This is a genomic window from Chryseobacterium sp. KMC2 (assembly GCF_016756935.1).
In the GTDB taxonomy this organism is placed as follows: domain Bacteria; phylum Bacteroidota; class Bacteroidia; order Flavobacteriales; family Weeksellaceae; genus Chryseobacterium; species Chryseobacterium rhizosphaerae.
On sequence record NZ_JAESIT010000009.1, the window covers coordinates 103,627 to 128,716 of the forward strand.

Below are 25,090 nucleotides of genomic sequence, written 5' to 3' on the forward strand. Positions count from 1 at the left end.
TTTGTCCTTCAATTATTAACAACTTCCTTGATTTTATGGGTACAAAATATTTACCAATCAAAATATACAGTTTGAAAAAACCTATCTCTTTATTATTATTTTCAATGGTTTTTCTATTTCCTCAGGTTATAAAAGCAAGTGCTTACTGGATGGAAATACATGGATCAGGAAAAGTGAATGAAGTTGTCAAAATCCAGGTATGCTACGGTTTTATTGATGATTTAAGTGAGCGACACCGTACCAATGGTCCAGAGTTTAAGGAAATACAGCATTTTAATTTTTTTATTCTTAATGATAAAGGGGAAAAATTAAAGATTGAATTACAGCCTAAAGAAGATCATTGGGAAGGGAGCTTTACTCCAGATAAGGAAGGAACTTATCGAATATTAGGAATGAATGATCAGCTTCCTGTTCTTATGCGCTCCAAAAATTCACATGAAAATATACGCCCTATTGATTTTATGTGTGGCGCTTATAATGTGGGAAGTCATTCTGCCAATAATATGATACCTGTTCAGTTTATGGATATTATCCTTCAGGAGAAAAATGGTATTTATACTATTTTTCCTTATCGCAATTTGAAACCGGCAGAGAAAGGAACGCTTCTGCGAATATTTAACCCTGAAAACTGGGAGAAGAACATTCTGGTTAATGAAAGTCAGCAGGTGGTTTTTAAGCCTACTATGCCTGGGCTCTATGTCATCCGACAGGATTGGTCTGATAACACACCCGGAACTTTTCAAGGCAAAGCATATGGTAAAATACGATATCGCAATAACTACTGTCTTTGGATCGACTAAAATAATTAGATAAAAAATATAAAAAGCCCTGATGCATTCATCAGGGCTTTTCTATGTATAACTTTCATTTTAGAATTTAAGGGAAACACTTCCAAGAAAACGTGCAGGAGCTTGTGGTGTTAAACGAACAGACCAGGCTTTTTCATTGGTAATATTATCAAATTTCAATCCCACTCTATACTTAGGTTGATCATAGAAAATCCCTAAATCAAACATTTTATAAGAAGGAATAATCACTTTGGCAGTTTGTGTATTGGTCTGAAAAGAAGAAGATCCCATATTTCCACCACCACCAATTCCTAAGCCTTTCAGCTTACCTTGGGAAATACGATAACTGATCCAGAAATTGAACATATTCGCAGGACCAGATAACGCAGGTCTTAAACCATTAACGGAAGGGTTTGCATTGGTATATTTACTGTCATTATAGGCATAACCGGCAACAATATTCAATCCATCGAAAGGGTTAGCAGTTAGCTCTGCTTCTATTCCTTTACTAAGCTGTGTCCCATCCTGAATTGAGTAATTAATATCATCAGGGTTGGTTCTTAAAATATTGTCCACACGGATATTATAATAACTCAAAGTACCTACCAACCTATGATTGAAAACATCTCCTTTCACCCCAAATTCCAGTTGATTAGCATATTCCGGCCTGAAGGTATTACCGCTTATATCTACTCCACTAACATTATTAAAGCCATTCATATAGTTTCCAAATAATGAAAGTTTATTTTTAAGAACTTCATAAACCACTCCTAATTTTGGTGAAAATGCAGTCTGTCCATAAGGTCCTGACTGTGCTCCGCTATTACTCAACCCGCCTTTAATTTCCCCTGTAGTAATATCATATACTCCTTTGAACTGGAACCGATCGACCCTCAAACTAGCCATTACCATAAGCTGATCTGTAATATTAAATACATCCGAAACATAGGCTGCATAAGTATTATCACCATTATTTTCCTTTCTCATAGCAGAAGTTGCAGTAAGAGCATCAATTGTATTGTGATTTACTCTAAAGTCTGCTGAAGGATGAACAAAATTAAATACTTTAGTGTTTGTATGATAACGGTCAAAATGATTAGAATTATTATAATAATCCAGCCCTACTACCATTCTGTTTCTAAAGCGTCCTATATGAAAATCTCCGATGAAATTCTGTTGAATATTTGTTGCAATAAAAGAGGTAGTTCCTACCATTACCTGAGCACTGGCCGTAGAGTCTGTTTTTCCGTTGATCGCAGAGATATATCCATTAATTGTTGATCTGGCTCTTGATAGTATCGTTTGTGAAGTCCAGTTTTCCGAAACTTTATAATTCAGCTGGGCAAAAATATTCATCATCTGTGTTTCATAGGCAAGATCATCACCTAAGAAATTTTTATAATAAGGAAACTTCATATCTGCAATAGACTGAGTTTTATTACTTCCAGTATAAGGGTTAAAACGTACTACGGAAGTTCCTTTTGCCTGATTGAATTCTACATCTAAAAGAAGTGCCATACGGTCATTGATCTGGTAAGAAAAGCTTGGGGCAATAGCCAAAGAATTAGTGAATCCCAGATCCTGAAAACTTTTCTCAAAAGTTCCTGCAGCATTCAGACGAAAAAGAGCGGTTCTGTCTTTATTGACCGGTGTATTAACGTCCACGGTCAGTCGGTTATAGCTCCAGCTTCCACCCACGTACCCTATTTCACCACCAAAATCATTATAAGGTTTTTTTGTAACGCGATTGTATACCCCTCCATAACTACTGGCAACACTTTTTCCAAATAAAGTTGCTGAAGGACCTTTAATAGCTTCTATACGTTCCAAATTTACAGGATCAATTACCGAGAAAGCGGCTCCAGCCACACCATTCCGCGCATTAGGTTCTGTTTCAAATCCCCTTGAACGGAATGTTACTCTTCCCTGATTAGCAATCATAGGTACTCCTGCACCAGGTACATTTTTAGAAATACTTCCCAGATCTACAGCCACCTGTTCCTGAAACAATTCTTTAGTAACCGTATTATAGACCTGAGGATTTTCTAAGTTTTTCAAGGGCAATCTGGCGACAAATCCGCTTTCTTTTTTGGAAAACCTATTGGTATTTTTCATAATGACCACTTCCTGAATGGCAAGGATATTTTCTTTTGTCAGCTGATAATCCAATGTTGTTGTCTCACCTGCTTTCACCTCAACCGGAAGACGGATCTCTTTACTTCCTAAAATTTGAAATTTTACAGTATAACTGCCCGTATTCAGATTCACAAAACGATAAGCTCCCTCATCATCTGTCAACGTCTGATGATCCGTACCCAATAATGAAACTGATATTGCTCTCAGAGGCTGCCCGTCAATCATATTCACTTTTCCACCAATTCCACCCTGAGTATCTTGTGCATACACTTTTACCAGATTTATCAGAGAAAAAACCAAGATGAAGAGGAGCTTGGTCCATTGCGGCATTTTAGTTTTTAAAAGTTTATTGGTGTTTTTTGTTTTTCCAGGATTGATTATTTCCTTTAGCAGAGGTACATTTTCACTACATCCTATCATTTTTCCAGCCTTATTTAAAATAATTATAAATGAAAATGCAAAATAACAGAATACAAACCTCACCCACAATATTAATTTGACTTATTCTAAATAAAATAAATAATGCTATCCCTGAACTATGATTCCATAAGTATTACAAATTCTATGCATTCCTAAATTTTTCCTAAATCATCGGCTAGTTTTGTCATGTTTTTAAATAGTATTAAAAGAATTTAAGTAAACAATGAGTGCGTAGCCTCTTATAACTTTGTAATGAGAAATACTCTTTTTGTAAGTCATTCATTCTTATGATCCCGCAGACATTAAACATTAATATTGAAGAAGTGATCCATGATGTGTAGTATAAAGAAAATTTTAGCAACCCTATTTTTAATTGGTTTTATAGGAAATACCTTAAAAGCACAGATCAGTCCACCAGGTTTGGGTGATGCCAATACAGCATTATGGACAGCTTTTGGAGTAAAGCGTCAGCTGGACTCATTAGGAAAAAAGCAAGCTTTAAGCTATATTGCTATAGGCCGTAAAAGCAGTCCGAACAATGACAACCTCCTTTCCAAACAGGCTATTCTTGTAGTAAACCATGAGGTTTACCATTCTTTTGCCCCACATCAGCAATACAGCTATGCTCTTAGCTATCGGCGTCAACCTCAATATGAAAGCAGTGCCCCTTATGAAAAAGAAAGCACGGAACAGGAATTCAGGATCTACGGAAGATATGCCTATACTTTTGATCTTGGAAAAAAGTGGAAATTAAAAAATACGGTCCGACAGGAATTCAGAAAATTTTTCGCTGCTGATTTTAGCAAAGTGGAAGAGGATTTCCAATTGAGAACCCGTATCAAAAGTCAGCTGACGTACAATCTATCACCAACAAATAACCAGAAATTAGCATTAAGTGCCGAAGCCCTGTTTTCTATAAGCCACCTTAACGAACCGGATCCACAGTGGACTTCTTTTAGATATCGTGAAATGCGTATTGCAGCCTATTATATGTTTACGATTCCCCACTCTCCTTTTACTGTAGATGTAGGCTATATGAATGACCTTATCAGAGATAGCAGAAGTATTCATCACGGGGGTGTTCATTATCTGGCAGCGGATATTATCTGGAATATCCCCTATCATAAGAACTAATCTATTTGATATCATAAAAAATCCCGATCATTCCTGATTGGGATTTTTGTTTGAAAAACCAGGGTTTTTCAACAATATAATTAGTATGAATATTTGGTTTCATTTAATTGCATAGGGTAAGGAACTGCCTACTCATCTGTACTTTAAATTTAGCTTCTGATTTTGAATGTACATAAATGGTATGCTCAAAGGCCTGCACTGTTTTCAGCTTCTGATCGATAAATTCTGCTATTTCTACAAGAGAGAAAATAAAATCCCGGTATACAGCCATATTGACCGTTTGTCCATAGTAAGGAAGATAAGCTTTCAGGAAAGGAACAGCCATTTGATGTTTGTTGTAGTTGATACAATATCCAACTCCTTCTCTGGAGGTTACAATATCATGCTCATTGATATAATCCAGGATATTTTTACCACCATTCAGGGCATTGCTGTTTTTTGAACAATATCGGTTGATTTTATCCAGAATATGCTGGGCATACTCCATCATTGAAACGGTTTTCCATTCAAATACATGGCTTAGTCCTTTTTTAGATGATTTTCCATTTTCACAGCTTGTACAAAAAGAGAGTCCAATTTTTTCATGATAAGGAAAAAAACAATCTTTAACCTCAATAGAAGCATCTGCCTGTACTCTATCTTCTGCAAAATTGTAATACAGATAAGGACTATATAAAGCTGCAAGAGCTTTCAGATAATCTGTTTCACTCGTATTATGATATTCTTCAAACCATTTTTCAAGGTTGTCGTAATAATAACTTTCAAAGTCTTTAAAGTTTAAGTAAAATGGCAATTCCATAGCTCTGTAATTTTGATAAAGCAAAGCTATTGTCGTAATGCGACAAAACTTGACGTGTTTTTATTTTTATTCTCTGACCAACATCCAGTTCTTTCCAAAAGCTATGTCATAATAATGAACCTTTTTATCTTTTTTACAGAAAAAACCAGATCAATGATCTGGCTTATAGTTGAGAAATATTTTGAATATTCTTCACACTATATATTATGGAAGGCAGATGAGCTCATCTGAAGGTGTTTCATAATAATTAGTATCTGTATAATGAATATTGGCTGTATTCCCGGTTATTAAAACAGCAGGCTTATCTCCGTTGGGAATAAATTTGCCACCATTCATAAACCCATTTCCTACAAAGTTCAAGTAACTTTTTTCAGCAGTATTCGAAAGAACAAAAACTGAAGTATAAATACTGGCTGTTAATCTATTAAATGTATTGCCAATGAAATTCGCTGTTCCACCGCTATTTAAAGTATAATAAACATCAACACCATTAGAAGTTCCTTCAAAGTAGTTATTGATTAAGTTTAATCCCACCCTTCCATTAGCTGTTGCAAATGAAGCCTCTAAGGCATTTCCACCATTACCCTCAAATCCACATCCATCAAACTTCACATTATGTATTCTATATAATTCTACTCCTTTAACAGCATTTGAATTAAAATGACAATTAATAAATGTTAGTAAATTGGGAGGGGTAACAGTCACCTCTTCACTATAGAAACCTTTGTCACCCCAATGAGTTTTTACATTTTCAAAAAGAGAAGAACAGGTATCCATTATCTGCATTCCTATATTAAATTTAAATACCTCGACATCTTTTATGGTAAGCTCCATAATATTCTTTACATACACACCAGCACCACCGGAAGCATTTGTTACATTTGGTCTTGTAATTGTAAATCCAGAAATCGTCAAATAACTAGAACCTTTAGGACCATCTGAAATAAAATGCAATCCTCCTGTCGTTCCAATTGAACGGAAAAATGTTAAATTAACTCCTGAACCAACTAATTGAAATCGATTGACATCAGTAACGGCATTAGTTGTTATAGCACACACTATATTCTTTGATATAACAATTTCCCCAATAGGCAACTTCAGCTTCCAGCCATTCTTCCCACAAAAGTCAAAAGCCTTTTGTAATGCGTCGGAATCATCTGTAATCCCATCAGCCTTTACCCCGAAAAGACCGGCATTTAATTCTGAACCTGATAAAATGAGCGTATTCACATAATACTCGGTTCCCTTCTTTCTATAAATTTTCCCATCAATTAAATTTGCTTCGTTAGACGAGTTTATGGAAGTACCATCCATCCAAACGGCAATTTTTTTGTAATTAACATTTTCCTTGGTTAAATTATCAACTAACTGCACCAAATCATCATTTGGATATGGACTGTTTTGTGCGAAAAAATCTTCTGTATAAATCATAATATTGTAATTTGTCTTACAAATATATATGATGAATGCGACAGAACTTGACGTATTTTATATTGTTCCTTGCCCGAAATCCATATTCTCTAAAAAAAGTTTTAAAAAAAATAATCCTTTTTATCTACCATATTAATAAATCGGATCATTTACTCTGTTTTACCTTTAAAACCTTCTAAAGACTTTTGCAATCAACGAATAATCAATCCATTAAAGACTCCTTCCTCATTAAAGCAAATTAGTTTTTATTTGTTTGTTTTATTAAACTTTCAGATATTTGAGTAAGGTCTACTAAAAGAAAAAACAACTAAAACAACTAAAACAAATCTGATGAATAAGAATTTATTAACCCTATTTTTAATAGTGATGGCTTCTCTGGTTTCAAATGCCTGTACAGAAAAACCAAAAACTGAAAAGAAGCAAGAAATAACGAACAAGACCAACAATATGGTAAATATCCGGAATTTAATTGGCAGCACTTACGAATGGAAGTACAAAGAATACACTTATCATATCACGTTACTATCAGATTCAATGGTCCACTGGAAATTAATTAAAGGGGACTATCCCGGTGCCACTGAAGAAACGGATACATATGTGTATTCACCATTAGATCAGACTAAGATTTTCATCTCGTGGATTGAAAAAAGTGGATTGGGCATATCTGCTGTACTCGATTTTGAAACCATGAACCTTTACACTCATGGTAGTCAGAATGGTAGTTTATATGTTAATCCCGGTAAAATAAAAAAGATAAAATAGCAATACGTTACCCATTTGCATCAGGGTAGCTACCTGTCATAGTTTTTCATCATATATTCAAAGTAATGGATCATCTTCAGATAGTTTTCTATGCTGAGATATTCGTTGGTACTATGAATACTTTGCTGCTCCGAACTGTTTATTTTGATTGGCATGAACCGGTATACATTCTTGCTCACAATTTCATATTTTGCTGCATCTGTTCCTGCCATTGTAAGATAAGGAGTAACAATAGCTCCCGGATGAATTTCCTTTATTCCGGCTTGTATCAGTTGGTATGCTTTGGTATTGGTAGGTGATATTTTTGAAGCTTCCCGTGTATTATCAATCTCTTCCACCTCAACATCGAACCCCTGTGTAAGTTTTGCAATATGTTCTCTGACATCTTTGACCGTATTTCCCGGAAGGAGCCTGAAATTAACAACAAATTCAACTTCCGGAGAAAGGACATTCGTTCCATCACTTCCTTTCATCATGGTTAAAGCTGTAGTCGTCCGTACCAACGCATTGGTTGTATTATTTTTGGTAAGCTGAGATAACAGCACAGGTTTTAAAAGCCATTGGTTGGCAATTGCAAGTCTGCTGGAGAATGGCATAGCACCACCGATATTATCAAAAAACTCTTTGATTAGTGGGGTAATCACGGGTTTCATCTGATCATCTTCCAGACGCTGCATAATAACAGCAGCTTTTCCAATAGCACTTTCCATAGGAGGCATGGATGAATGCCCACCGAGTCCTTTTACTTTTATTTTTGCAGAAAGAAATCCTTTTTCAGCACATCCTACTACAGCAACATCAGAATCTATTCCGGCTACACTTCCTTTCTGCATAATCAACCCTCCTTCATCATATACTGCATCAAACTTCAATCCTTTTTTCTTAAAATAATCAGCAATCTGAATAGCTCCTTTTTGTCCCCCTACTTCTTCATCAAAACCGAAAGCAAGGTAAATATCACGTTGCGGAATTTGTTTACTTTTAATCAAATTGTTCATAGACTCCATCAGGGAGAAGAGCATACCTTTCATGTCTATTGCTCCTCTTCCATAAATCCTGCCATTGGCAACCACTCCTGCAAAAGGGGAATAATCCCAATCTTCAGCAACTTTTGAAACAGGAGGCAGTACTTTATCATCGGGACGGAATATATTTTCTTCTTTGTTTTTTATATCAGCATCTCCTGGAGGTACAACGTCCATATGGGAAAGAAACAGGATAGGCTCAAGAGCAGGATTACTTCCTTTCAGCCTGAATACCAATCCATATTTATTTACTTCGAAATTCTCTGTATTCTGATAAACCAATGGATATGATCTTTTCAGATATTCTTTAAACTCATCAAAAGGTGTATAGTTGAATTCTCCCAAACTCCCGGTGGATACCGTTGGAATTTTTATGCCGTTGGAAAATCTCATTATGGCTGAATCATTTTTCACAGGCTTCCATCCTTCTCCGGCTTCAGCTGTATTTTTCTTAAACGGATAAGTATACGTTTTAATAAGTAAGACAGCAACGAGGATAACAAGAATACCTAAAACAATTAGAAGAGCTTTTTTCATGATCAACTGATTTTGTATGATGGTTTGGTTCTATAAATATAAGAAAGTCTTTTTGCTGCAGCAATAATTCCAGTCAGATATCGAAAATCAGAGGAAATGAAAACCAATTATGTGGCATATCTAAAAACCCACTACCCAATTTTTATAACATAGTAAAGTGTCCTAGAAATACCATGGTAATATCTAAAGTCTTTGTATCTAATGTAGAACCGTCATGAATACAATTATCCGTAGGAGCTATATAAAAATCATAGGGTTTTTGTTCTATTTTAAGTACCGGATAGTCCGGGAAATATTTAAAAAAATACTCAATGATATTCTTATTGGTAATATTTTCTTTTTTTACATCAGTTTTTTTCTTCAGCATATTATAGATCTGGATCATGGTCAGATTGATAAATAAAAAATATCTTGATTCCTGACCAAGATTGATTGTTAGACGATTACCATGTCTATGAGATGATCCGATTGTCATTTTCCGGTCGGAAGAATCTTTGTGAAGTCCAATGAACCTCATCTCATGCGGCTGATATCCTTCCCGCAGATTCCTTCTGTCTACCGAAGTGGTTTCACAGTTAGGGTAACCGGCTGCAATACAGTGAAAAGAATAATCTGCAGATAGGTCTTGTAAAAAATCATTTAATCCCTCATTCAGTCGCTCTACGATTTCTTTATTATTGTAAAAGCATTCAAGAACTTCCTTTTCACTGGTCGCTCCGTGAAGATTAAGCTGCTTACATAAACTTTGCAATTCTTCAGGAATTCTCCCTATAGCAGCAGTATTATAATCTTTTAGAAAGCGGGCCGTCTGGATTCTGGATACAACCTGCCCCTCCACTTTTCCCCAATCCCTTTTGGGAAGATAAGCTTCATCTTCATATTGTGGCTCGAAATCTACTTCTCCAAATGAAACCTTGGTAGGCTGTCTGTATTTACTGGAATGACTGCCGGTATTAATTGTTACAGTTTCCTCAAATTTCCTGTCCGTACAAAAAATCTTTATTCCGCTTTTTAATTTCATAGTGTTAATAATTATCAAATTTTCCAGTGTAAACGATGGTGATATCAAATTCTTTATTTCCTAAAGTGCTTCCGTCATGGATAAAATTATCAGTGGGAGCAATATAATACTGATAAGGTTTTATTTCTAATCTGATTACAGGATAATCAGGAAAGTCATTTAAGAAATTTTCTACAATATTTTCTGTGGTTATTTTTCTTCTGTGGTATAGTTTATAAATTTGTCTTAAACTCAGGTTGATATAATACAGATAACGGGATTCGCTACTGATATTAATAGATATCCTGTTGTCTGACTTATAAGCCGTATGAGGAGTAAATTTCCGGCTCTCATCAATATGCAGACCTGTATATCGGATATATTCTTTATTTATAAAATGAAAAGTTGTCGTTTCTCTGTTAGGCTGGGCTTTGGCAATACGATGGAACTTATACTGCTGAACTGAAGATTTATTTTTCAAAAACTCATCCAGTTCTTTATTGATCTTCATAACGAGTTCTTCGTTCTCCTGAAATTTAGGTTCAATATCAAACAGACTTGTACATTCTGATAATTGTAACTTTTTAATAAGATTAATTACTTTTTGGGGAATTCTTCCCACAGAAACCGATTTTGACAGTGGATTAAAATGATCATTGGTCATGATAATGCTGTGCTCTTTTCGGGTAAGGGGTCTCCAGCTTTTTTTGGGAATAAAAGCATTACCGGAATATTCAACAGTTGTAATATGCTCTGCCGATTCAGTACCGGTATTGATTAAGATCTGCTGTCCGATATTATCAATCCCGCTATTGTATAATTGAAGTCCTTTTCTTAACATACTAAACTAAATGATTTTAATTTGTTTTTTATTTCATCATGAGCTTTTATAAGTGATATTTCTTTTAGCTCTTCTACGATTTCTTCATAATGAGCCTCGCTAGCATCCAAAGAAGCACAGACCTCATCCGGAAGGCTGTTGACGATATCATTTTGAATATGAGAAACCAGTTTTATCATATCATGGCAGTAAATGGTAGGGTTATCAAAACCTTCCTCATTGGAATAACGGTTTCCCAGGAACCCACCGCCACATATATCATATATCGGACAGGTCAGACATGTATCATTCACCATATTATGACTGTGAAAAAAGACCTCAAATAATGGATCATTATACAGATCGTCAATAGAATGGGTATGAATATTCAGGTCATTCCTAGTAATTCCTTCATAGCAGGCCCGGATAGAATCCGACACTTCAAGTGCTCCGTTTGTTTCCAAAACAGCGACACCATTGGTCAGCCTTCCCACCATTTGATCGCCTGTCTGCTCTCCCATGATCAGTTCAATCAACGTCCGGAAAAAACGTATCATAGGTCTGTCACTATCTGTTTTCCATATCTCGAATATTTCAATAAGCCAATCAGCATAGGGAGTATGATGTAATGTATTTACTTTTAATTTTTCAAAACTATCGGGTAAATTATCATAGTGCCCATCCGGTAATAACAGGTTAAAACTCGGTACTCCTAAATTTTTCACTTCCTGATAAAATTCTGAAGGAGAAATATTCAGATTAACAACAGACAGGATATTACTCATGCCATATTGCTTTCCAAGCTCTATAGCCTTTACTACTTTTTCATAAGATCCTTTTCCATTATGAAATACGCGGTATCTGTCATGGTGTTCTTTGGGACCGTCCATGCTGATTCCCACCCGGATATTAAGTTCTTTAAACAGTTTATACCAATCATGGGTAAGGCTTACGCCGTTTGTCTGCATTGCAAAGCCAAAATCCACATCTTTTACAATGGTTGTAAAAATTTCAATGGCCTGTTTATAATTTTCTTTACCCCACAACATAGGTTCCCCACCATGAAATACGATTTGAACATATCTTGCCTTCTTTTCTTGGCAATAGGTATGGAGTTTTTGAGCAAAAACTGTAATTGTTTCCATAGACATGAATTTAGGTTGGGAGAGATAGGTTTTATCGCCCAGATTATACATGTAACAGTAAGAACAATTGAGGTTGCATCTACTCGCAACCTTTAAAACAAATGAGACAATATTTTCCATAAATTTTATTTAAGAGAAACTCTCCATTAGCCGGTTTTTAGCTAATGGAGAATAAAAAGAGTACTTATACTCTTAAAAATGGATCATACTTGCTGTACGCTGCAGATCCGCCACCGCCTTCAACGGCAACATTGCAATTATCCAGTCCAATTCCGGTTCCAGGATTGGTGATCCCCTTTCCTCCGAAAACAGCTTTGTACAGATCCATCTTCTCTGTACCTGAAGATTGAATAGTTTCTTTTAAAATGCTTTTGTGCTCTAAGTTTGAAACTAGTTTAACTCTTTTTTTCATAAAAAAAATTTAAGATTAATAAAATAAATGCCATCAGTAAGGACATGGCAATCGCCCCTCATTTATAAAATGAGCAATTATTATAGTGTTTGTGTTGGTTATGCTGATGCTGATGGTAACAGCTGTACATTGTATATCTGTTGGTTAGTTTGCTCAGCAATTCCCCCTTAGTCTAAGGGGTATATTCTGATTGGCAATTTTCACGTTAGATAAACAAGGTATGGGTAAACCATCTTGTCTTTCAAAAGAATGTTAAAGGCTGTTATAAACGATTTGTATAAGTAATTACTTCTGCTATTCTCTGCATATGAAAACAAGAAGAAATTACCCCAAATAAAAGAAAGGGTAGAAATAAGTGATTCATCGTATAGTTATTAGTTATTTTTTAAGCTTACTGAACTTTTACTGGAGGAATTGGTGGAGATTTTGGTCCTCCGTCATAAGCAGACTCTTCGGTATTTTCCCAACTATTTTTCATAATTAAAGAATCTGACGCATTCATAGGACTGCTTCTCTGTAACTCTTCAGAATTACTTGTTGGCTTCATTTTTGCTGTTGGTGCAGGGAGGTCTTGGTCATCATCCTGTCTGCACGATACAGTTAAAAATGCAATAGCACATGCGTATAATATGCTTAGTAGAAATATCCTTTTTGTCATAACAGTTTTTTTATACAATTTATGTAATCCTAGTAGCCGAAACTACAAATTTAATTATCAACAAGTGTCATTTCTTAAAAAAAATATATTAAATCATAAAAAAATCAACCACACAATTATTATAAGTAACTAAATATCAATGTTTTACTTTTTTGTATTTTTAAAAGATTAATCACTATTTTTGTTAGAGTTTTTTTTGTGATTTTTGTAATTTTCTAGAATGAAAAAAATATATTTTCTACCACTTTTTCAATTATGCTTAATACTGAGCATTTTTTGTTCTTCATTAATAAGAGGACAAAAAATGGAAAAAGCGAAAGATTCGCTCAGTGACGAAGAAAAATGGAAAAAAATTTCACTTCAAATAAAGAATTCTAAAAAAAATAAGGAATTTAAGAAACTTTATGATGCCTATGAAAATGCGGCATTGATGGGAGCGAAAAATCAGAAGAACTACTTAGATAGTCTTTTAATAACCGCAAAAGAGCTGAAAGACGATAAGCTGATTGGAGAAGCTTATATGTGGTTGGGGATGAATGGTGAAAGCATAGAAAATTATCCTGAAGCGCTGGATAACTATATCAATGCATATAGTATGCTTTCAAAAACCAATAATCAGCTGGCCATCAACAAATCAATTACCTTTCTGGCAAGGGTTAAATTGTATATGGGAGATTATGATGGAGCCTACAATCTCTTAAAACCTGCCTTAAAGAATCTCAAATCAATAAATACTGAAGAATCCCACTTATATTTTACATATGGACAGCTTGCTCTTATTGAAACCAATTGGTATCTGAAAAGAGACAATAACAGCGCCTTAGTAAAAGAAGGAATGGATTTTATTAAAAACACCAACCAATCAGGATATTACCCTTATTTTCTGGCAGCAGAAGGAGTTGATGAATATTACAATAAGAATTATAGTGAAGCCATCAGAAAAATAACTTCTGCAGAAAAGCTATACACAGACCAATTTCAGCATTTAACGGATAAACTTTACCTTGCCCTCAGCTATTGGGAACAGGGTAATACTAAGCAGGCGTATACTTTTTTACAGCAGATTGATGATGCCTACGATAAAACGGGGAAAATAGACCCGAAATTCCGTTCTGCGTTTGAAATGTTGATCAAGTATTATGAGAAAACCGGTGATAAGGACAAAGAGCTGGAATACGTAAAGAAACTATTATCAATTGATGCTAAATACGAAAAGGATTACAAACTCCTGTTTTCCACCATGCACAAAGAGTTTGATAATAAAAAACTAATCGAAACCAAAACAATATTAGAAAACAAGATAAAAAAGGGCAAGATCATATATAAGATCAGTATTGCCATCGGAATTGGACTTATTATTTTCCTTATATCCATTATCTATAAAGGAATTAAGAAAAGGAATAAATACCAGAAACTGTACAAAGAATTTATCAGTATCAAGAGTAGTGAAGATTTAGATGAAGAACTTCTTGACGAAGATCCTGTGACAGCAGAATTTATAGACGCTTATGATATTGATTCCGATTCTGATACAGAACCGGATATCCTGGATGATATTGATGATATTGATATCAATCCAAAACTTGTAGAAAATGTTCTTAAAGAACTTGATCTGTTTGAAAAGAATAAAGACTTTTTAAAGAAAAAAGTAAATCTGGAAAGCCTTTCACTACAGTGTGGAACCAATACCGCCTATCTTTCTAAAATTATCAACCATTATAAAAAGCAAAATTTCAAAACCTATCTCAATGATTTAAGGCTTAATTATGTCATGAATCTTTGGCGGGGAAGTAAAAAGAGTAGAAGATACTCTATACAGGATATTGCAAGTAAGGCAGGATTCAGTAATTCGCAAAGCTTTTCAAAAAAATTTCAAGAAAAATTCGGGGTTTCCCCTTCATTTTTCTTGAAAAAGCTTAATTCCAATAAAGAATTGGAAAGCGATATAATCGCTACGGATAATGAATTAAAAAATGATTAATATGTTGTTAATGTAAACTGTGTCCCTTATTTTAAAATGGCTCTATTTCCCTTATGGGTTTTACCATCTGCTCTAACGCTGAAGCTAAATTAGTTATTATCCTGATATAATATCAAAACAAGGGGCCTCCGGAGGGTTGAAAACTTAAAAAAGAAGACCCAAAAACTTAAAAAACTTAAAAAAACGCATCTTCTTTTCTACTGATTTACAAGAGAATAAGATTTTATAAACTAGGTTTTGAATCTTATTTATTTTAATGATTGAAAGTAGAGATAAAAGTACCGGAATCTATCATTTAGGCCATAAATTTTCAATGTACTCTGGATAATACATGGTTAAAATACCTATAAAATGATCACATCAAAACACAAAAAGGGCCAATCCCAAAAAGAATTGGCCCCAAACATTAACTGTTTACTGAATTATGATGTTTTTTATTTCCAGCCTCCACCTAAACTTTTATAGATATCTACTACTGTACTCAGCTGTTTTTGCTTGGCTTCAATAAGTTCCATTTTTGCATCCAGTGCATCTCTTTGGTTCAACAGAACTTCAAGATAATCTGCTCTGGAATTTCGGAACAATTGGTTGGCAATATCTATGGATTGATCCAATGCTTTGGTTTCCTGGGATTTTAATTGATAATACTGGTCTATATTCTTGATCTTGGACATCATATTGGCAACATCCAGATACGCATTCAAAATCGTTTTATCATACTCATACAGCGCCTGAACCTGTCTTGCATCAGCTGTTTGGAAATTGGCTTTGATAGCACTTTTGTTGATCAGTGGTCCAGCCATCTCTCCAACAAGATTATAGGCGATAGATTCCGGCATTTTAACCAAATAAGATGGTTTAAAGGCCTCCAATCCCAGGGTTGCAGATATTTCCAATGAAGGATAAAACTCTTTTCTTGCTGCCTCCACATCTAATTTTGAAGATTTCAATTCAAGTTCTGCACGTTTTATATCCGGACGGTTGGAAAGCAATTGTGATGGAATTCCCGTATAAACCGTCTGCGGAATTGTAGACATAAAACTTTCTTTTGTCCTTACAATCGGCTGTGGATATCTTCCTAGCAAAGCATTGATACCGTTTTCCTTTTCAGTAATTTGCTGACGGATCGTATATTCTGCAGCTTTCGACTTGGCCAGTTCGGCTTCAAATTTCTTCACCGCCAATTCTGTTGTCGCTGCAGCTTCCTTCTGGATTTTGGAAATTTCCAAAGCTTTTTGCTGAAGCTTAATGTACTGCTGTATGATATCCAACTGATTATCAAGAGCCAGCAACTCATAATAACTGTCAGCTACCTCTTCAATCAGATTAGACAACACAAAATTTTTCCCCTCCACTGTAGAAAGATAGTGAGCAACAGCTGATTCTTTCTCGGTTCTGAGCTTTTTCCAGATATCAATCTCCCAATTCGCCATTAATCCTCCTTCAAAATTTCCCAGTGGATCCGGCATTTCTCTTCCCGGTTCTATTTCTGTTGTGGCATCCCCTGCCCCTTCACTGGTATAACGCCCGGCTTTTTTCAGCCCGGCACCTATCCCGGCAGAAACAGTTGGGCTCAGTTTTCCTTTTTTAGCTAACACACCACTCTTGGCAATTTCAATCTCCTGAAGCGTGATCAGAAGTTCCTGATTGTTCTTTAGAGAGATTTCAATAAGGTTTACAAGATTGGGATCAGTAAAGAATTGTCTCCACGGTGTTGTTCCGCTGTTATTATTAGCATCCTGCTGTTCTTCCTGGTTAAAATTTTGAGGTATATTCTCTTTAACCTCATCTTTTATGACTGTCGCCATCGGAGCTTTACAGCTTGCCAGAACAAGAGATAAAGCAATGGTTGTGATTATATTTTTAGTCTTCAAATTTTCCATCATGTTCATAAGGTTCAGTTTGTTCTGTTAAAGGATTTTCCTCTTCATATCGTGCCAATCTCGATTTATCCGCAATCGTTCCGAAAATATAATATAACCCCGGAATAATCATTAATCCGAAAATGGTTCCTATCAACATTCCTCCTGCGGCAGCAGTACCAATCGTTCGGTTACCCACTGCACCAGGCCCGGTTGCAATTACCAACGGAATTAACCCGGCAACGAACGCAAATGAGGTCATCAGGATAGGACGGAAACGGATTGCAGCACCTTCAATCGCTGCTTTTGCTACCGGAATACCTTCTTCAGCTTTCTTCTGTACCGCAAATTCTACAATCAGTACCGCATTTTTACCCAGAAGCCCGATAAGCATTACCATGGCAACCTGTGCATAGATATTGTTTTCCAGCCCTAAAAGCTTTAAGCATAAGAATGCTCCGAAAATACCTACCGGAAGAGATAGAATCACCGGTAACGGAAGAATGAAACTTTCATACTGTGCAGAAAGGATCAGGTAAACGAATCCTAAACACACAAGAAAGATAAATACAGCTTCATTTCCACGGCTTACTTCATCTTTAGAAATCCCGGCCCAGTCTATACCAAAACCTCTTGGAAGTGTTTTATCCGCAACTTCCTGAATGGCTTTAATGGCCTGTCCACTACTGTATCCGGGAGCCGGAGTTCCACTTACCTCCGCCGAGTTATACATATTATGTCTTGTAATTTCAGATAATCCATACACTTTTTCAAGTCTCATAAAATCTGAATATGGCACCATCTGGTCTTTATCATTTTTAACATATAATTTCAACAGATCTGTTGGCAGCGCACGATACTGGGGTCCTGCCTGTACAATTACCTTGTAAGGTCTGTCAAAACGGATAAAACTCGTCTCATAGTTGGAACCGATAAGGGTTGATAAGTTGTCCATTGCCTTTTCAATGGTCACCCCTTTCTGTTCCGCAAGGTCATTATCTATTCTAAGCATATATTGAGGGAAACTTGCAGAATAAAACGTAAATGCCGAACCGAGTTCCGGACGCTTTTTAAGCTCTTTTACAAAATCATTACTTACCTGTTCCATTTTATGATAATCCCCACTTCCTGCTTTATCCAGCAGACGGAGTTCAAAACCTCCTGCAGCCCCATAACCCGGAACTGAAGGTGGCTGGAAGAATTCAATATTGGCTCCAGGAATATTCTTAGCCTTTTCTTCAAGTTTTTCAATAATTTCTGAGGCTGATTCTTTACGTTCTTCCCAGCTTTTAAGGTTGATCAGACAAGTTCCCGAGTTAGATCCCGTTCCTTCGGTCAGAATTTCATATCCTGCCAGTGAAGAAACAGACTGTACCCCGTCAATATCTTCAGATTCTCTTAAAAGTTCCTTTGCAATCTGATTCGTTCTTTCCAATGTAGATCCTGGTGGAGTCTGGATAATTGCATAAATCATCCCCTGATCTTCCGCGGGAATAAATCCTGAAGGAAGGGAGTTGCTGAGAAAATAAGTACAAGCACAAAAAGCCAGTAATAATGGTAACGTAATTGTTTTTTTCGTAACCGTTTTATTAAGCATTTTCTCATATTTTCCGGCTCCTTTCGTAAAAATATTATTGAATTTATCCAGGAATATGGAAATCGGAGTTTTCTTTTTAGCTTTTCCGTGGTTATTTCTCAGAATTAAAGCACATAATGCAGGAGTCAGCGTAAGCGCTACAATTCCGGATAAAATAATAGACGATGCCATTGTAATAGAGAACTGGCGATAAAATACCCCAACAGGTCCGGACATAAATGCAATCGGGATGAATACGGATGCCATTACCAATGTTATAGCGATAATAGCACCACTGATCTCATGCATCGCCTCTTCAGTTGCTTTTAAAGGAGAAAGGTGTTTTTCTTCCATCTTGGCATGGACGGCTTCAATCACTACAATCGCATCATCCACTACGACCCCGATTGCCATTACCAGGGCAAAGAGTGAGATCATATTCAGGGTAATTCCAAATGCAGACATTACAGCAAATGTACCTACCAGTGAAACAGGAACTGCCAGTGCAGGAATAAGCGTTGAACGCCAGTCTCCAAGGAAAAGAAATACAACAATAGCCACCAATATAAATGCCTCAAACAGGGTATGTATCACTTTTTCCATAGAAGCATCCAGGAATCTGGAAACATCATAGCTGATATCATAGTGCATTCCTTTTGGAAAGTTATTTTTTTCAAGATCCTTCATCAATGCTTTTACATTTTTGATAACGTCACTAGCATTGGATCCATAGGACTGCTTTACCGTAATTGCTGCAGAAGGTTTTCCATTTAACGTAGAATAAATATCATACATGGAACTTCCAAACTCTATATCCGCGACATCTTTTAACCTTACGGATTCTCCATCAGGTTTCGCCTTTAGAATAATATTTCCGTAATCTTTTTCATTATTAAAACGTCCCGGATATTTTAAAACATATTCAAAAGACTGAGAACGTTTTCCTGAACTTTCTCCTGTTTTTCCGGGAGAAGCCTCCAAACTCTGCTCATTCAGTGATTCCATCACTTCATCAGCTGAAATATTATATGCTGTAAGCCTATCCGGTTTAAGCCAGATACGCATTGCATATTCACGGGTTCCAAGGATATCGGCAAAACCTACTCCACTTACCCTTCTCAATTCAGACATTACATTGATATCTGCATAGTTGAAAAGGAATTTCTGGTCAGCTTTGGGATCATCACTGTAGAGGTTAATATACATCAACATATTGGGCTCTTCGCGGGTAATTTTCACCCCTTCACGTACGACCAGCGGAGGTAATTTGTTCACTACCGAAGATACCCTGTTTTGTACATTTACTGCAGCAACATTGGGGTCTGTACCCAGATCAAATACAATCTGAATAGAGGCTTCCCCATCATTTCCGGCATCCGAGGTCATGTATTTCATACCGGGAACACCATTCAATCCTCTTTCCAACGGAATCACTACGGATTTGATCAGTAGCTCGTTGTTGGCTCCCGGATACTCTGCCGTAATATTAACTTTAGGTGGAGAAATGGATGGAAACTGCGTCACAGGAAGTTTCACTAAGGACAGAATCCCTAAAAATACTATAATCAATGAGATTACAATAGACAGAACAGGTCTGCGAATGAATTTCTTAAACATACTTCTTCATTTTAGAGTAGACTACTCTGCTTTTAATTTCAATGATTGAAGAACCTTTTTAGGATCCTGGAATTTTGTTTTTATCTTTTGGTCGTCTTTCACTTTCTGAACTCCTTCCAGAAGAATCTGATCTCCTTTTGACAGCCCGGAAGCTACAACATAGAGATCCGGAAGTTCATAAGCAATTTTAATGTTTCGGGATTTTGCGGTTCCGTTTTTATCAATGACAAATACATATTTCTGATCCTGAATCTCGTACGTTGCTTTTTGAGGAATGATCAATGCATTGTGAACCGGCATTACCATTTGAACTTTACCGGTTTCCCCATTTCTCAGCAGTTTTTCCGGATTCGGAAACTTTGCACGGAAAGCAATATTTCCGGTTTCATTATCAAACTCTCCTTCGATAGTCTGAATTTCTCCTTTATGGGTATAGGTTTCACCATTAGCAGTAATCAATGCCACTTCATTGCTGCCACGATCTGCCACATGAGTCTGGTAGCTTAAATATTCAGGTTCTGAAACATTGAAGTAAGTATAAATATTGGTATTATCTGATAATGAAGTAAGAAGATCTCCCTCATCTACCAAACTTCCAAGTTTTAAAGGGATTCTGTTGATCACCCCGGAAAACGGAGCTTTGATATCCGTAAATGAGAGGTGGATTTGTGCTAACTTCATTTCTGCATTGGCAGCATCCAATTTAGCTTTTGCCATCGCTTTTTCATTTTTAGACACAATATTGTTATTGGCCAGTGTACTGGCATTTTTCAATTCAATAGACGCCTGTTCTACTTCTGCCTGTGCCTTTAATAGCTCTGCCTGATACAGTTTAGGCATAATCCGGAATAAAGTCTGTCCGGCCTGTACATACTGTCCTTCGTCTACGAAAATCTTTTCAAGGAAACCTTTTTCCTGTGCCCGGATTTCAATGTTCTTCACTGACTGGATCTGAGCAACATATTCTTTATTAATTACAGTATCCTGGACTACCGGGGACGTTACCGGATAAATAGAGGTTTCTTCTTTTTCCTCTTTTTTCTTGGTACAGCCAACAGCCAGTAGCAGAATGCTTAAAGCAATGCCTGGGGCAACTCTTTTTATCATAATTCTAGAGTTTATATAAATCGTTAATGTTTGAATAGAAATAAGAATGGTAATCGGGAATGCTACGGTGTGATGATTACCGGAAGGTCACAACGCAAGAAAACTCTCCACCTGACATCAGGCAGAAAATAAACGGAAAAATGAATTTCTAAATTCTAATGGAACGGATGAAAAGAAACTTTTTGGCCGAAACACCAAAAACAAAACCGTGAATGTGCGGTTTAAACTGTTTATAACTTTTTAATCCGAAAATATAGACCAAACTGAAAATACCGCTAAAAACAACAATAGCCTGAAATACATCAGACAGCTGAAAATCATTTTCGGTAAGTTCTAAAGTGGAATTGTCTACATTGTCTGCCTTCTGCTGAACTGATAGTTTTTCGTAAGTCTGGTTCAGACGGTTAGCTCTTTTAGGAATGTGATGAGAAACATGACCTGAATAGTCATTGCGAAGTGTTTTAACGTTAAGCTTGCTTTCCACTATAAAGAGCAGAAAAAGGCTTGTTAAAAAATATACTATAAAGTTTCTCATTTTGAAGTCGCAAATGTACATTTAGATTATGATATAATCATAGTAGATTAACAAAATTTAACGATTCTTTAAATAACCTGAATGTAGAAATTATATAGTATTTTTTTTACTTTCCTGTTTGTCTGAAAGAAAAATGACAAGCTATTCTTTATTTTATAAATTATAAATTTCTGATAGTTTTTTTTGACATTTTATGTATTCACTCCTCTTAATGTATAAGAATACTCTTTAGTTCCTTTTTTCAATCCTATATGCAATTTTCATAGATGTACAGGCTTTTTATCGCTTTTTCACTTCACCTTATTCACCTATACTTGATTTATATAAACATGAACTTAAAATAGAAAATTATACACAATAAGTAAATTATTTTGTCAATTAATTTATAATAATTTGTATATTTATAAAAATAAACAACTAAATATGATAAATTTAGTTTATATTTCAAATTATCCAAAAGAGAATTTTCACCCTAATTTTTCTGAGGGTTATAAGGTGCTCTGCTCTTTAGTAAATTCCTTTTCCGTCTTCACATCACCAGGTACAATCATTTTTCCAAATTTATATTTACCTAGCTGTGCTTTTCCTTTAAAAGCCGATAGTTTTTATAATACCGCGGAAATAGGCTTCCCAATTTTTGACTTGTATTTTAACAAACCTACACACAACAACCAAAATATTTTACTTATGAGAAAGAATTTATCTTTACTGGGATTAGTTTTTGTTTCAATCCTTAACGCACAGGTAGGGATACACACCTCCAATCCTCAAAACACATTTCATGTAGACGGAGCAAAAGACAATCCCGCAACAGGAGCTCCCTCCTCCACTCAACAGGCCAATGACGTAATTGTAACTTCCAGTGGCAGTACAGGAATCGGAACCACTACTCCCGATCCTTCCGCCATGTTGGAAGTGAATTCTCCCAACAAAGGGATTTTACCACCCAGAGTGGTCCTCACCTCTGCCAATATGCAGCTTAGCGCCAATCCTAATGCTACGGGACTATTGGTTTACAATACTTCTTCAACTCCCTTAAAAACAGGGTACTACTTTTGGGATGGCATACAATGGCAAAAATTAGACTCTACAACAGATAACAGCGGTGTTAATGCCACTGTAGAGACTAAAGCTGTAATGGGGCCCCTGACAGCCACCACAGATAATGGCAGAGCCGGCTACGCCATTGTTGTAACAACACCTGACGGCAGATTTTCTGTACGTTGCTTTATTCCTTCAGGAAGTCTATTTGCTGATGTTAATTTACAGATCAGAAATAATGATATTCCAACAGTAGATATCATTTCAAACGGGCATTATTTATGGTCCGGGGCTGGAGGATACCAGCAAAACCAACTGAGATTACCATCTGCAGCATGGGCTGGTGATAATGCAACTACTTCACAGGCACTAATTGATGCAACAACCGGAGCAAGAATACAAACAGCCCTTACCAATCCATACTGGGGAGATCCTGGTGTATATGCCAGTGGCGTTCCGGAACAAAGACTCTATTCATGGACTACCACCGATGGTAATGATAAAGTTTTCTACAAAATGTACTTTATGATGGGTTCCTCTACTCCAGCCAGTGCAGGAAATGCAACAACATGTCCTGGCGGCATATGCAACACAACAAAAGCATTTTTCACCATAGATCAGGTTAAAGCTCCTTAATCAACTTCACCTGCTTCATATGATCCAAAAGAAGGACTGAAGAATTCAGTTCTTCTTTTTTATTGATGAATAGGCTGTCATTGCCTGATGACGTACGTTTTGATAAGGAGAATCTATTATAAAAAACTAACTTTTATCATGATTTCCAATTATTTACAAAATCCTATTGTTATTCTCTTCTTTTTGAATTATTTTTGCCGAAAATTAAAACAACAAATACAAAATGAAAAATTTATACTTTATCTCATTTAGAATGAGCAGAATATACTTCTCTGCTTTTACCAACTAAAACTTAAATCCCTCATCACTATTATTCTGTTTCAAAAGATCTGTTTCTAATAAACATAAAAACACATCCGATTAAAACATAGTGTTAATTTTACATAAACTAACATATTTTTTATAAAAATAGTTGTAAATTTATATAGTATTAACACCACAATTCATGAAACACTTTAAAATCACTTATCACTATGAAAAATTTATTACCATCAATCCTTTTGGGTTTGACAATTCTTTCCTCAACAGCGTGTAAACACCCCGGTAAAGAAGCCGACATTCTAACTGCTGCACCGGAAAACAAGGATGATATTTCTAAAAATGTTTATGTAGATAGCTATGGAGAAAAAATAGAAGTTACCATAAACAGTACTAAAAATACAGCAACAGTACATTTGAATGGCAAAACATATGATCTCAAAAAAAGTGAAGCTTTGCCAGAATATACCGCTTCAAATGAAGAGTATCAGTATTCTGAAATTAAAGGCAATATTACTTTTTTGAAGAAAAATGTAGACATGGTTCTCTTTCATCTTAAAAAGGATAAAAAAGAATCTGGCCCGGCTAAAATGGCATCATATTAGCTAAAGAGTTAAACATACATTTAAATTAAACTTTATGAAAAACTTGTATTACTACCTATCAGCTCTTTTTCTTGCTGTATTTCTTGTTGCCTGTAAAACTCCTGCAGTACAGAAGTCTACAGATATTACAGGAAAGACATGGAAACTTGTTGAACTTAACGGACAACCCATTCAGTTAAAAAATCCTAAGAATAATCCTCATTTTAAGCTTGACACCAATGGTATGAGATATGAAGGACATGCAGGATGCAACGGTCTTGGAGGTACTTTTGAAATAAAGCCTGATATTATGAGAATTAAATTCAATCAGGGAATGTCTACTATGATGGCATGTGAAGATCTTGATATTGAAAATCAATTTACAAAGGCTTTACTTTCTGCAGATAATTATTCTGTAAACGGGAATACTTTGTCTTTAAACAAAGCAAGAATGGCTCCTTTAGCTAAATTTGTACTTCAGTAAGTATTGAAATCACAATAAAAATACAAAGACGCTCTGCAATTGCAGAGCGTCTTTTTTTATCCTTTCTTGTTGTATATTATATAACAGATTAAAAGACTTATATTGACCAAAACTGCAAATGAATTGGAAACAATAATGGGCAATTCATCATTCATAAAACCATACCACACCCAGAGAGAAAGTCCCGAAATAAGAACAAGGAGCATAAGAAGAGAAATATCTTCCACATTCTTTTCCTTGATCACTTTTATAAGCTGGGGAATCATTGAAATAGAGGTTAAAACCCCTGCAACAATTCCTAATATATTTTCATTCATGGTTCTGTTTTTTCTGTTGATAAGA

21 protein-coding genes are annotated in these 25,090 nt (G+C 35.8%); 7 read left to right on the forward strand and 14 right to left on the reverse strand.

Annotated features, from left to right (window positions below; translation table 11 throughout):
- Positions 1 to 71: 71 nt before the first annotated feature.
- Positions 72 to 800: a hypothetical protein gene (locus tag JML65_RS12410; RefSeq protein WP_202271041.1), complete on the forward strand. Its 729-nt coding sequence runs from the start codon at positions 72 to 74 to the stop codon at positions 798 to 800.
- A gap of 69 nt (positions 801 to 869) precedes the next feature.
- Here JML65_RS12410 and JML65_RS12415 read toward each other — a convergent pair whose 3' ends face one another.
- Positions 870 to 3,344, reverse strand: coding sequence for a TonB-dependent receptor (locus JML65_RS12415; protein WP_237390873.1), 2,475 nt, complete (start codon positions 3,342 to 3,344; stop codon positions 870 to 872).
- A gap of 330 nt (positions 3,345 to 3,674) precedes the next feature.
- On the opposite strand from JML65_RS12415, the gene JML65_RS12420 reads away from it, so the two are divergent.
- A complete protein-coding gene (locus JML65_RS12420; RefSeq protein ID WP_202271042.1) occupies positions 3,675 to 4,478 on the forward strand; it encodes a DUF2490 domain-containing protein in 804 nt (267 codons plus the stop codon).
- A 103-nt stretch (positions 4,479 to 4,581) separates the two neighbouring features.
- Here JML65_RS12420 and JML65_RS12425 read toward each other — a convergent pair whose 3' ends face one another.
- A complete protein-coding gene (locus tag JML65_RS12425) occupies positions 4,582 to 5,277 on the reverse strand; it encodes a hypothetical protein (RefSeq protein ID WP_202271043.1) in 696 nt (231 codons plus the stop codon).
- Between the two features lie 204 nt (positions 5,278 to 5,481).
- Positions 5,482 to 6,708 (reverse strand): right-handed parallel beta-helix repeat-containing protein, encoded by a 1,227-nt coding sequence (locus tag JML65_RS12430; RefSeq protein ID WP_202271044.1) that lies wholly within the window; start codon positions 6,706 to 6,708, stop codon positions 5,482 to 5,484.
- A gap of 330 nt (positions 6,709 to 7,038) precedes the next feature.
- Here JML65_RS12430 and JML65_RS12435 point away from each other — a divergent pair, with 330 nt between their 5' ends.
- Complete coding sequence (locus JML65_RS12435) at positions 7,039 to 7,470, forward strand: MoaF-related domain-containing protein (RefSeq protein ID WP_202271045.1); 432 nt, start codon at positions 7,039 to 7,041, stop codon at positions 7,468 to 7,470.
- Positions 7,471 to 7,499: 29 nt separating this feature from the next.
- On the opposite strand, the gene JML65_RS12440 is transcribed toward JML65_RS12435, so the two are convergent.
- The 6 genes from JML65_RS12440 to JML65_RS12465 form a co-directional block, all read right to left on the reverse strand.
- Positions 7,500 to 9,032 (reverse strand): M20/M25/M40 family metallo-hydrolase, encoded by a 1,533-nt coding sequence (locus JML65_RS12440; RefSeq protein WP_202271046.1) that lies wholly within the window; start codon positions 9,030 to 9,032, stop codon positions 7,500 to 7,502.
- A 142-nt stretch (positions 9,033 to 9,174) separates the two neighbouring features.
- On the reverse strand, positions 9,175 to 10,053 hold the full coding sequence (locus tag JML65_RS12445) for a hypothetical protein (RefSeq protein ID WP_202271047.1): 879 nt from the start codon (positions 10,051 to 10,053) through the stop codon (positions 9,175 to 9,177).
- Between the two features lie 4 nt (positions 10,054 to 10,057).
- The gene (locus JML65_RS12450; RefSeq protein ID WP_202271048.1) at positions 10,058 to 10,873 is read right to left on the reverse strand and encodes a hypothetical protein; all 816 of its coding nucleotides are present in this window, start codon (positions 10,871 to 10,873) and stop codon (positions 10,058 to 10,060) included.
- Complete coding sequence (locus tag JML65_RS12455; RefSeq protein ID WP_115920300.1) at positions 10,867 to 12,117, reverse strand: radical SAM protein; 1,251 nt, start codon at positions 12,115 to 12,117, stop codon at positions 10,867 to 10,869. Before JML65_RS12455 ends, JML65_RS12450 begins: the two co-directional genes overlap by 7 nt.
- A 64-nt stretch (positions 12,118 to 12,181) precedes the next feature.
- On the reverse strand, positions 12,182 to 12,409 hold the full coding sequence (locus tag JML65_RS12460) for a hypothetical protein (protein ID WP_084086722.1): 228 nt from the start codon (positions 12,407 to 12,409) through the stop codon (positions 12,182 to 12,184).
- 391 nt (positions 12,410 to 12,800) lie between these two features.
- On the reverse strand, positions 12,801 to 13,067 hold the full coding sequence (locus JML65_RS12465) for a hypothetical protein (protein ID WP_123863356.1): 267 nt from the start codon (positions 13,065 to 13,067) through the stop codon (positions 12,801 to 12,803).
- 304 nt (positions 13,068 to 13,371) lie between these two features.
- On the opposite strand from JML65_RS12465, the gene JML65_RS12470 reads away from it, so the two are divergent.
- A complete protein-coding gene (locus tag JML65_RS12470) occupies positions 13,372 to 15,048 on the forward strand; it encodes a helix-turn-helix domain-containing protein (RefSeq protein ID WP_157969921.1) in 1,677 nt (558 codons plus the stop codon).
- Between the two features lie 434 nt (positions 15,049 to 15,482).
- Here JML65_RS12470 and JML65_RS12475 read toward each other — a convergent pair whose 3' ends face one another.
- The 4 genes from JML65_RS12475 to JML65_RS12490 form a co-directional block, all read right to left on the reverse strand.
- Positions 15,483 to 16,940 (reverse strand): TolC family protein, encoded by a 1,458-nt coding sequence (locus JML65_RS12475; protein WP_202271049.1) that lies wholly within the window; start codon positions 16,938 to 16,940, stop codon positions 15,483 to 15,485.
- Complete coding sequence (locus JML65_RS12480) at positions 16,912 to 20,103, reverse strand: efflux RND transporter permease subunit (RefSeq protein ID WP_115920297.1); 3,192 nt, start codon at positions 20,101 to 20,103, stop codon at positions 16,912 to 16,914. Before JML65_RS12480 ends, JML65_RS12475 begins: the two co-directional genes overlap by 29 nt.
- A gap of 21 nt (positions 20,104 to 20,124) precedes the next feature.
- Positions 20,125 to 21,207 carry an efflux RND transporter periplasmic adaptor subunit gene (locus JML65_RS12485; RefSeq protein ID WP_374709642.1) on the reverse strand — a complete coding sequence of 361 codons (1,083 nt, stop codon included), beginning with the start codon at positions 21,205 to 21,207 and terminating at the stop codon, positions 20,125 to 20,127.
- Positions 21,208 to 21,358: 151 nt separating this feature from the next.
- A complete protein-coding gene (locus JML65_RS12490; protein WP_202271051.1) occupies positions 21,359 to 21,745 on the reverse strand; it encodes a hypothetical protein in 387 nt (128 codons plus the stop codon).
- Positions 21,746 to 22,432: 687 nt separating this feature from the next.
- Between JML65_RS12490 and JML65_RS12495 the strand changes: the two genes are divergently transcribed.
- The 3 genes from JML65_RS12495 to JML65_RS12505 all read left to right on the forward strand — a co-directional run bounded on the left by JML65_RS12495 (position 22,433) and on the right by JML65_RS12505 (position 24,748).
- Complete coding sequence (locus JML65_RS12495) at positions 22,433 to 23,422, forward strand: hypothetical protein (RefSeq protein WP_202271052.1); 990 nt, start codon at positions 22,433 to 22,435, stop codon at positions 23,420 to 23,422.
- 473 nt (positions 23,423 to 23,895) lie between these two features.
- Positions 23,896 to 24,285 carry a hypothetical protein gene (locus JML65_RS12500; RefSeq protein WP_047489223.1) on the forward strand — a complete coding sequence of 130 codons (390 nt, stop codon included), beginning with the start codon at positions 23,896 to 23,898 and terminating at the stop codon, positions 24,283 to 24,285.
- A 34-nt stretch (positions 24,286 to 24,319) separates the two neighbouring features.
- Positions 24,320 to 24,748 (forward strand): META domain-containing protein, encoded by a 429-nt coding sequence (locus JML65_RS12505; protein WP_202271053.1) that lies wholly within the window; start codon positions 24,320 to 24,322, stop codon positions 24,746 to 24,748.
- A gap of 56 nt (positions 24,749 to 24,804) precedes the next feature.
- On the opposite strand, the gene JML65_RS12510 is transcribed toward JML65_RS12505, so the two are convergent.
- The gene (locus JML65_RS12510) at positions 24,805 to 25,065 is read right to left on the reverse strand and encodes a SemiSWEET transporter (protein WP_202271054.1); all 261 of its coding nucleotides are present in this window, start codon (positions 25,063 to 25,065) and stop codon (positions 24,805 to 24,807) included.
- Positions 25,066 to 25,090: the final 25 nt, after the last annotated feature.

Bases quoted from the DNA above. Each gene is read 5' to 3' on its own strand.
- JML65_RS12500 (WP_047489223.1), top strand. From the start codon at position 23,896: ATGAAAAATTTATTACCATCAATCCTTTTGGGTTTGACAATTCTTTCC.
- JML65_RS12505 (WP_202271053.1), top strand. From the start codon at position 24,320: ATGAAAAACTTGTATTACTACCTATCAGCTCTTTTTCTTGCTGTATTT.
- JML65_RS12510 (WP_202271054.1), bottom strand. From the start codon at position 25,065: ATGAATGAAAATATATTAGGAATTGTTGCAGGGGTTTTAACCTCTATT.
- JML65_RS12455 (WP_115920300.1), bottom strand. From the start codon at position 12,117: ATGGAAAATATTGTCTCATTTGTTTTAAAGGTTGCGAGTAGATGCAAC.
- JML65_RS12435 (WP_202271045.1), top strand. From the start codon at position 7,039: ATGAATAAGAATTTATTAACCCTATTTTTAATAGTGATGGCTTCTCTG.
- JML65_RS12480 (WP_115920297.1), bottom strand. From the start codon at position 20,103: ATGTTTAAGAAATTCATTCGCAGACCTGTTCTGTCTATTGTAATCTCA.
- JML65_RS12495 (WP_202271052.1), top strand. From the start codon at position 22,433: ATGAGAAAGAATTTATCTTTACTGGGATTAGTTTTTGTTTCAATCCTT.
- JML65_RS12470 (WP_157969921.1), top strand. From the start codon at position 13,372: ATGGAAAAAGCGAAAGATTCGCTCAGTGACGAAGAAAAATGGAAAAAA.
- JML65_RS12415 (WP_237390873.1), bottom strand. From the start codon at position 3,344: ATGATAGGATGTAGTGAAAATGTACCTCTGCTAAAGGAAATAATCAAT.
- JML65_RS12460 (WP_084086722.1), bottom strand. From the start codon at position 12,409: ATGAAAAAAAGAGTTAAACTAGTTTCAAACTTAGAGCACAAAAGCATT.
- JML65_RS12465 (WP_123863356.1), bottom strand. From the start codon at position 13,067: ATGACAAAAAGGATATTTCTACTAAGCATATTATACGCATGTGCTATT.
- JML65_RS12420 (WP_202271042.1), top strand. From the start codon at position 3,675: ATGATGTGTAGTATAAAGAAAATTTTAGCAACCCTATTTTTAATTGGT.
- JML65_RS12425 (WP_202271043.1), bottom strand. From the start codon at position 5,277: ATGGAATTGCCATTTTACTTAAACTTTAAAGACTTTGAAAGTTATTAT.
- JML65_RS12430 (WP_202271044.1), bottom strand. From the start codon at position 6,708: ATGATTTATACAGAAGATTTTTTCGCACAAAACAGTCCATATCCAAAT.
- JML65_RS12450 (WP_202271048.1), bottom strand. From the start codon at position 10,873: ATGTTAAGAAAAGGACTTCAATTATACAATAGCGGGATTGATAATATC.
- JML65_RS12440 (WP_202271046.1), bottom strand. From the start codon at position 9,032: ATGAAAAAAGCTCTTCTAATTGTTTTAGGTATTCTTGTTATCCTCGTT.
- JML65_RS12490 (WP_202271051.1), bottom strand. From the start codon at position 21,745: ATGAGAAACTTTATAGTATATTTTTTAACAAGCCTTTTTCTGCTCTTT.
- JML65_RS12445 (WP_202271047.1), bottom strand. From the start codon at position 10,053: ATGAAATTAAAAAGCGGAATAAAGATTTTTTGTACGGACAGGAAATTT.
- JML65_RS12475 (WP_202271049.1), bottom strand. From the start codon at position 16,940: ATGAACATGATGGAAAATTTGAAGACTAAAAATATAATCACAACCATT.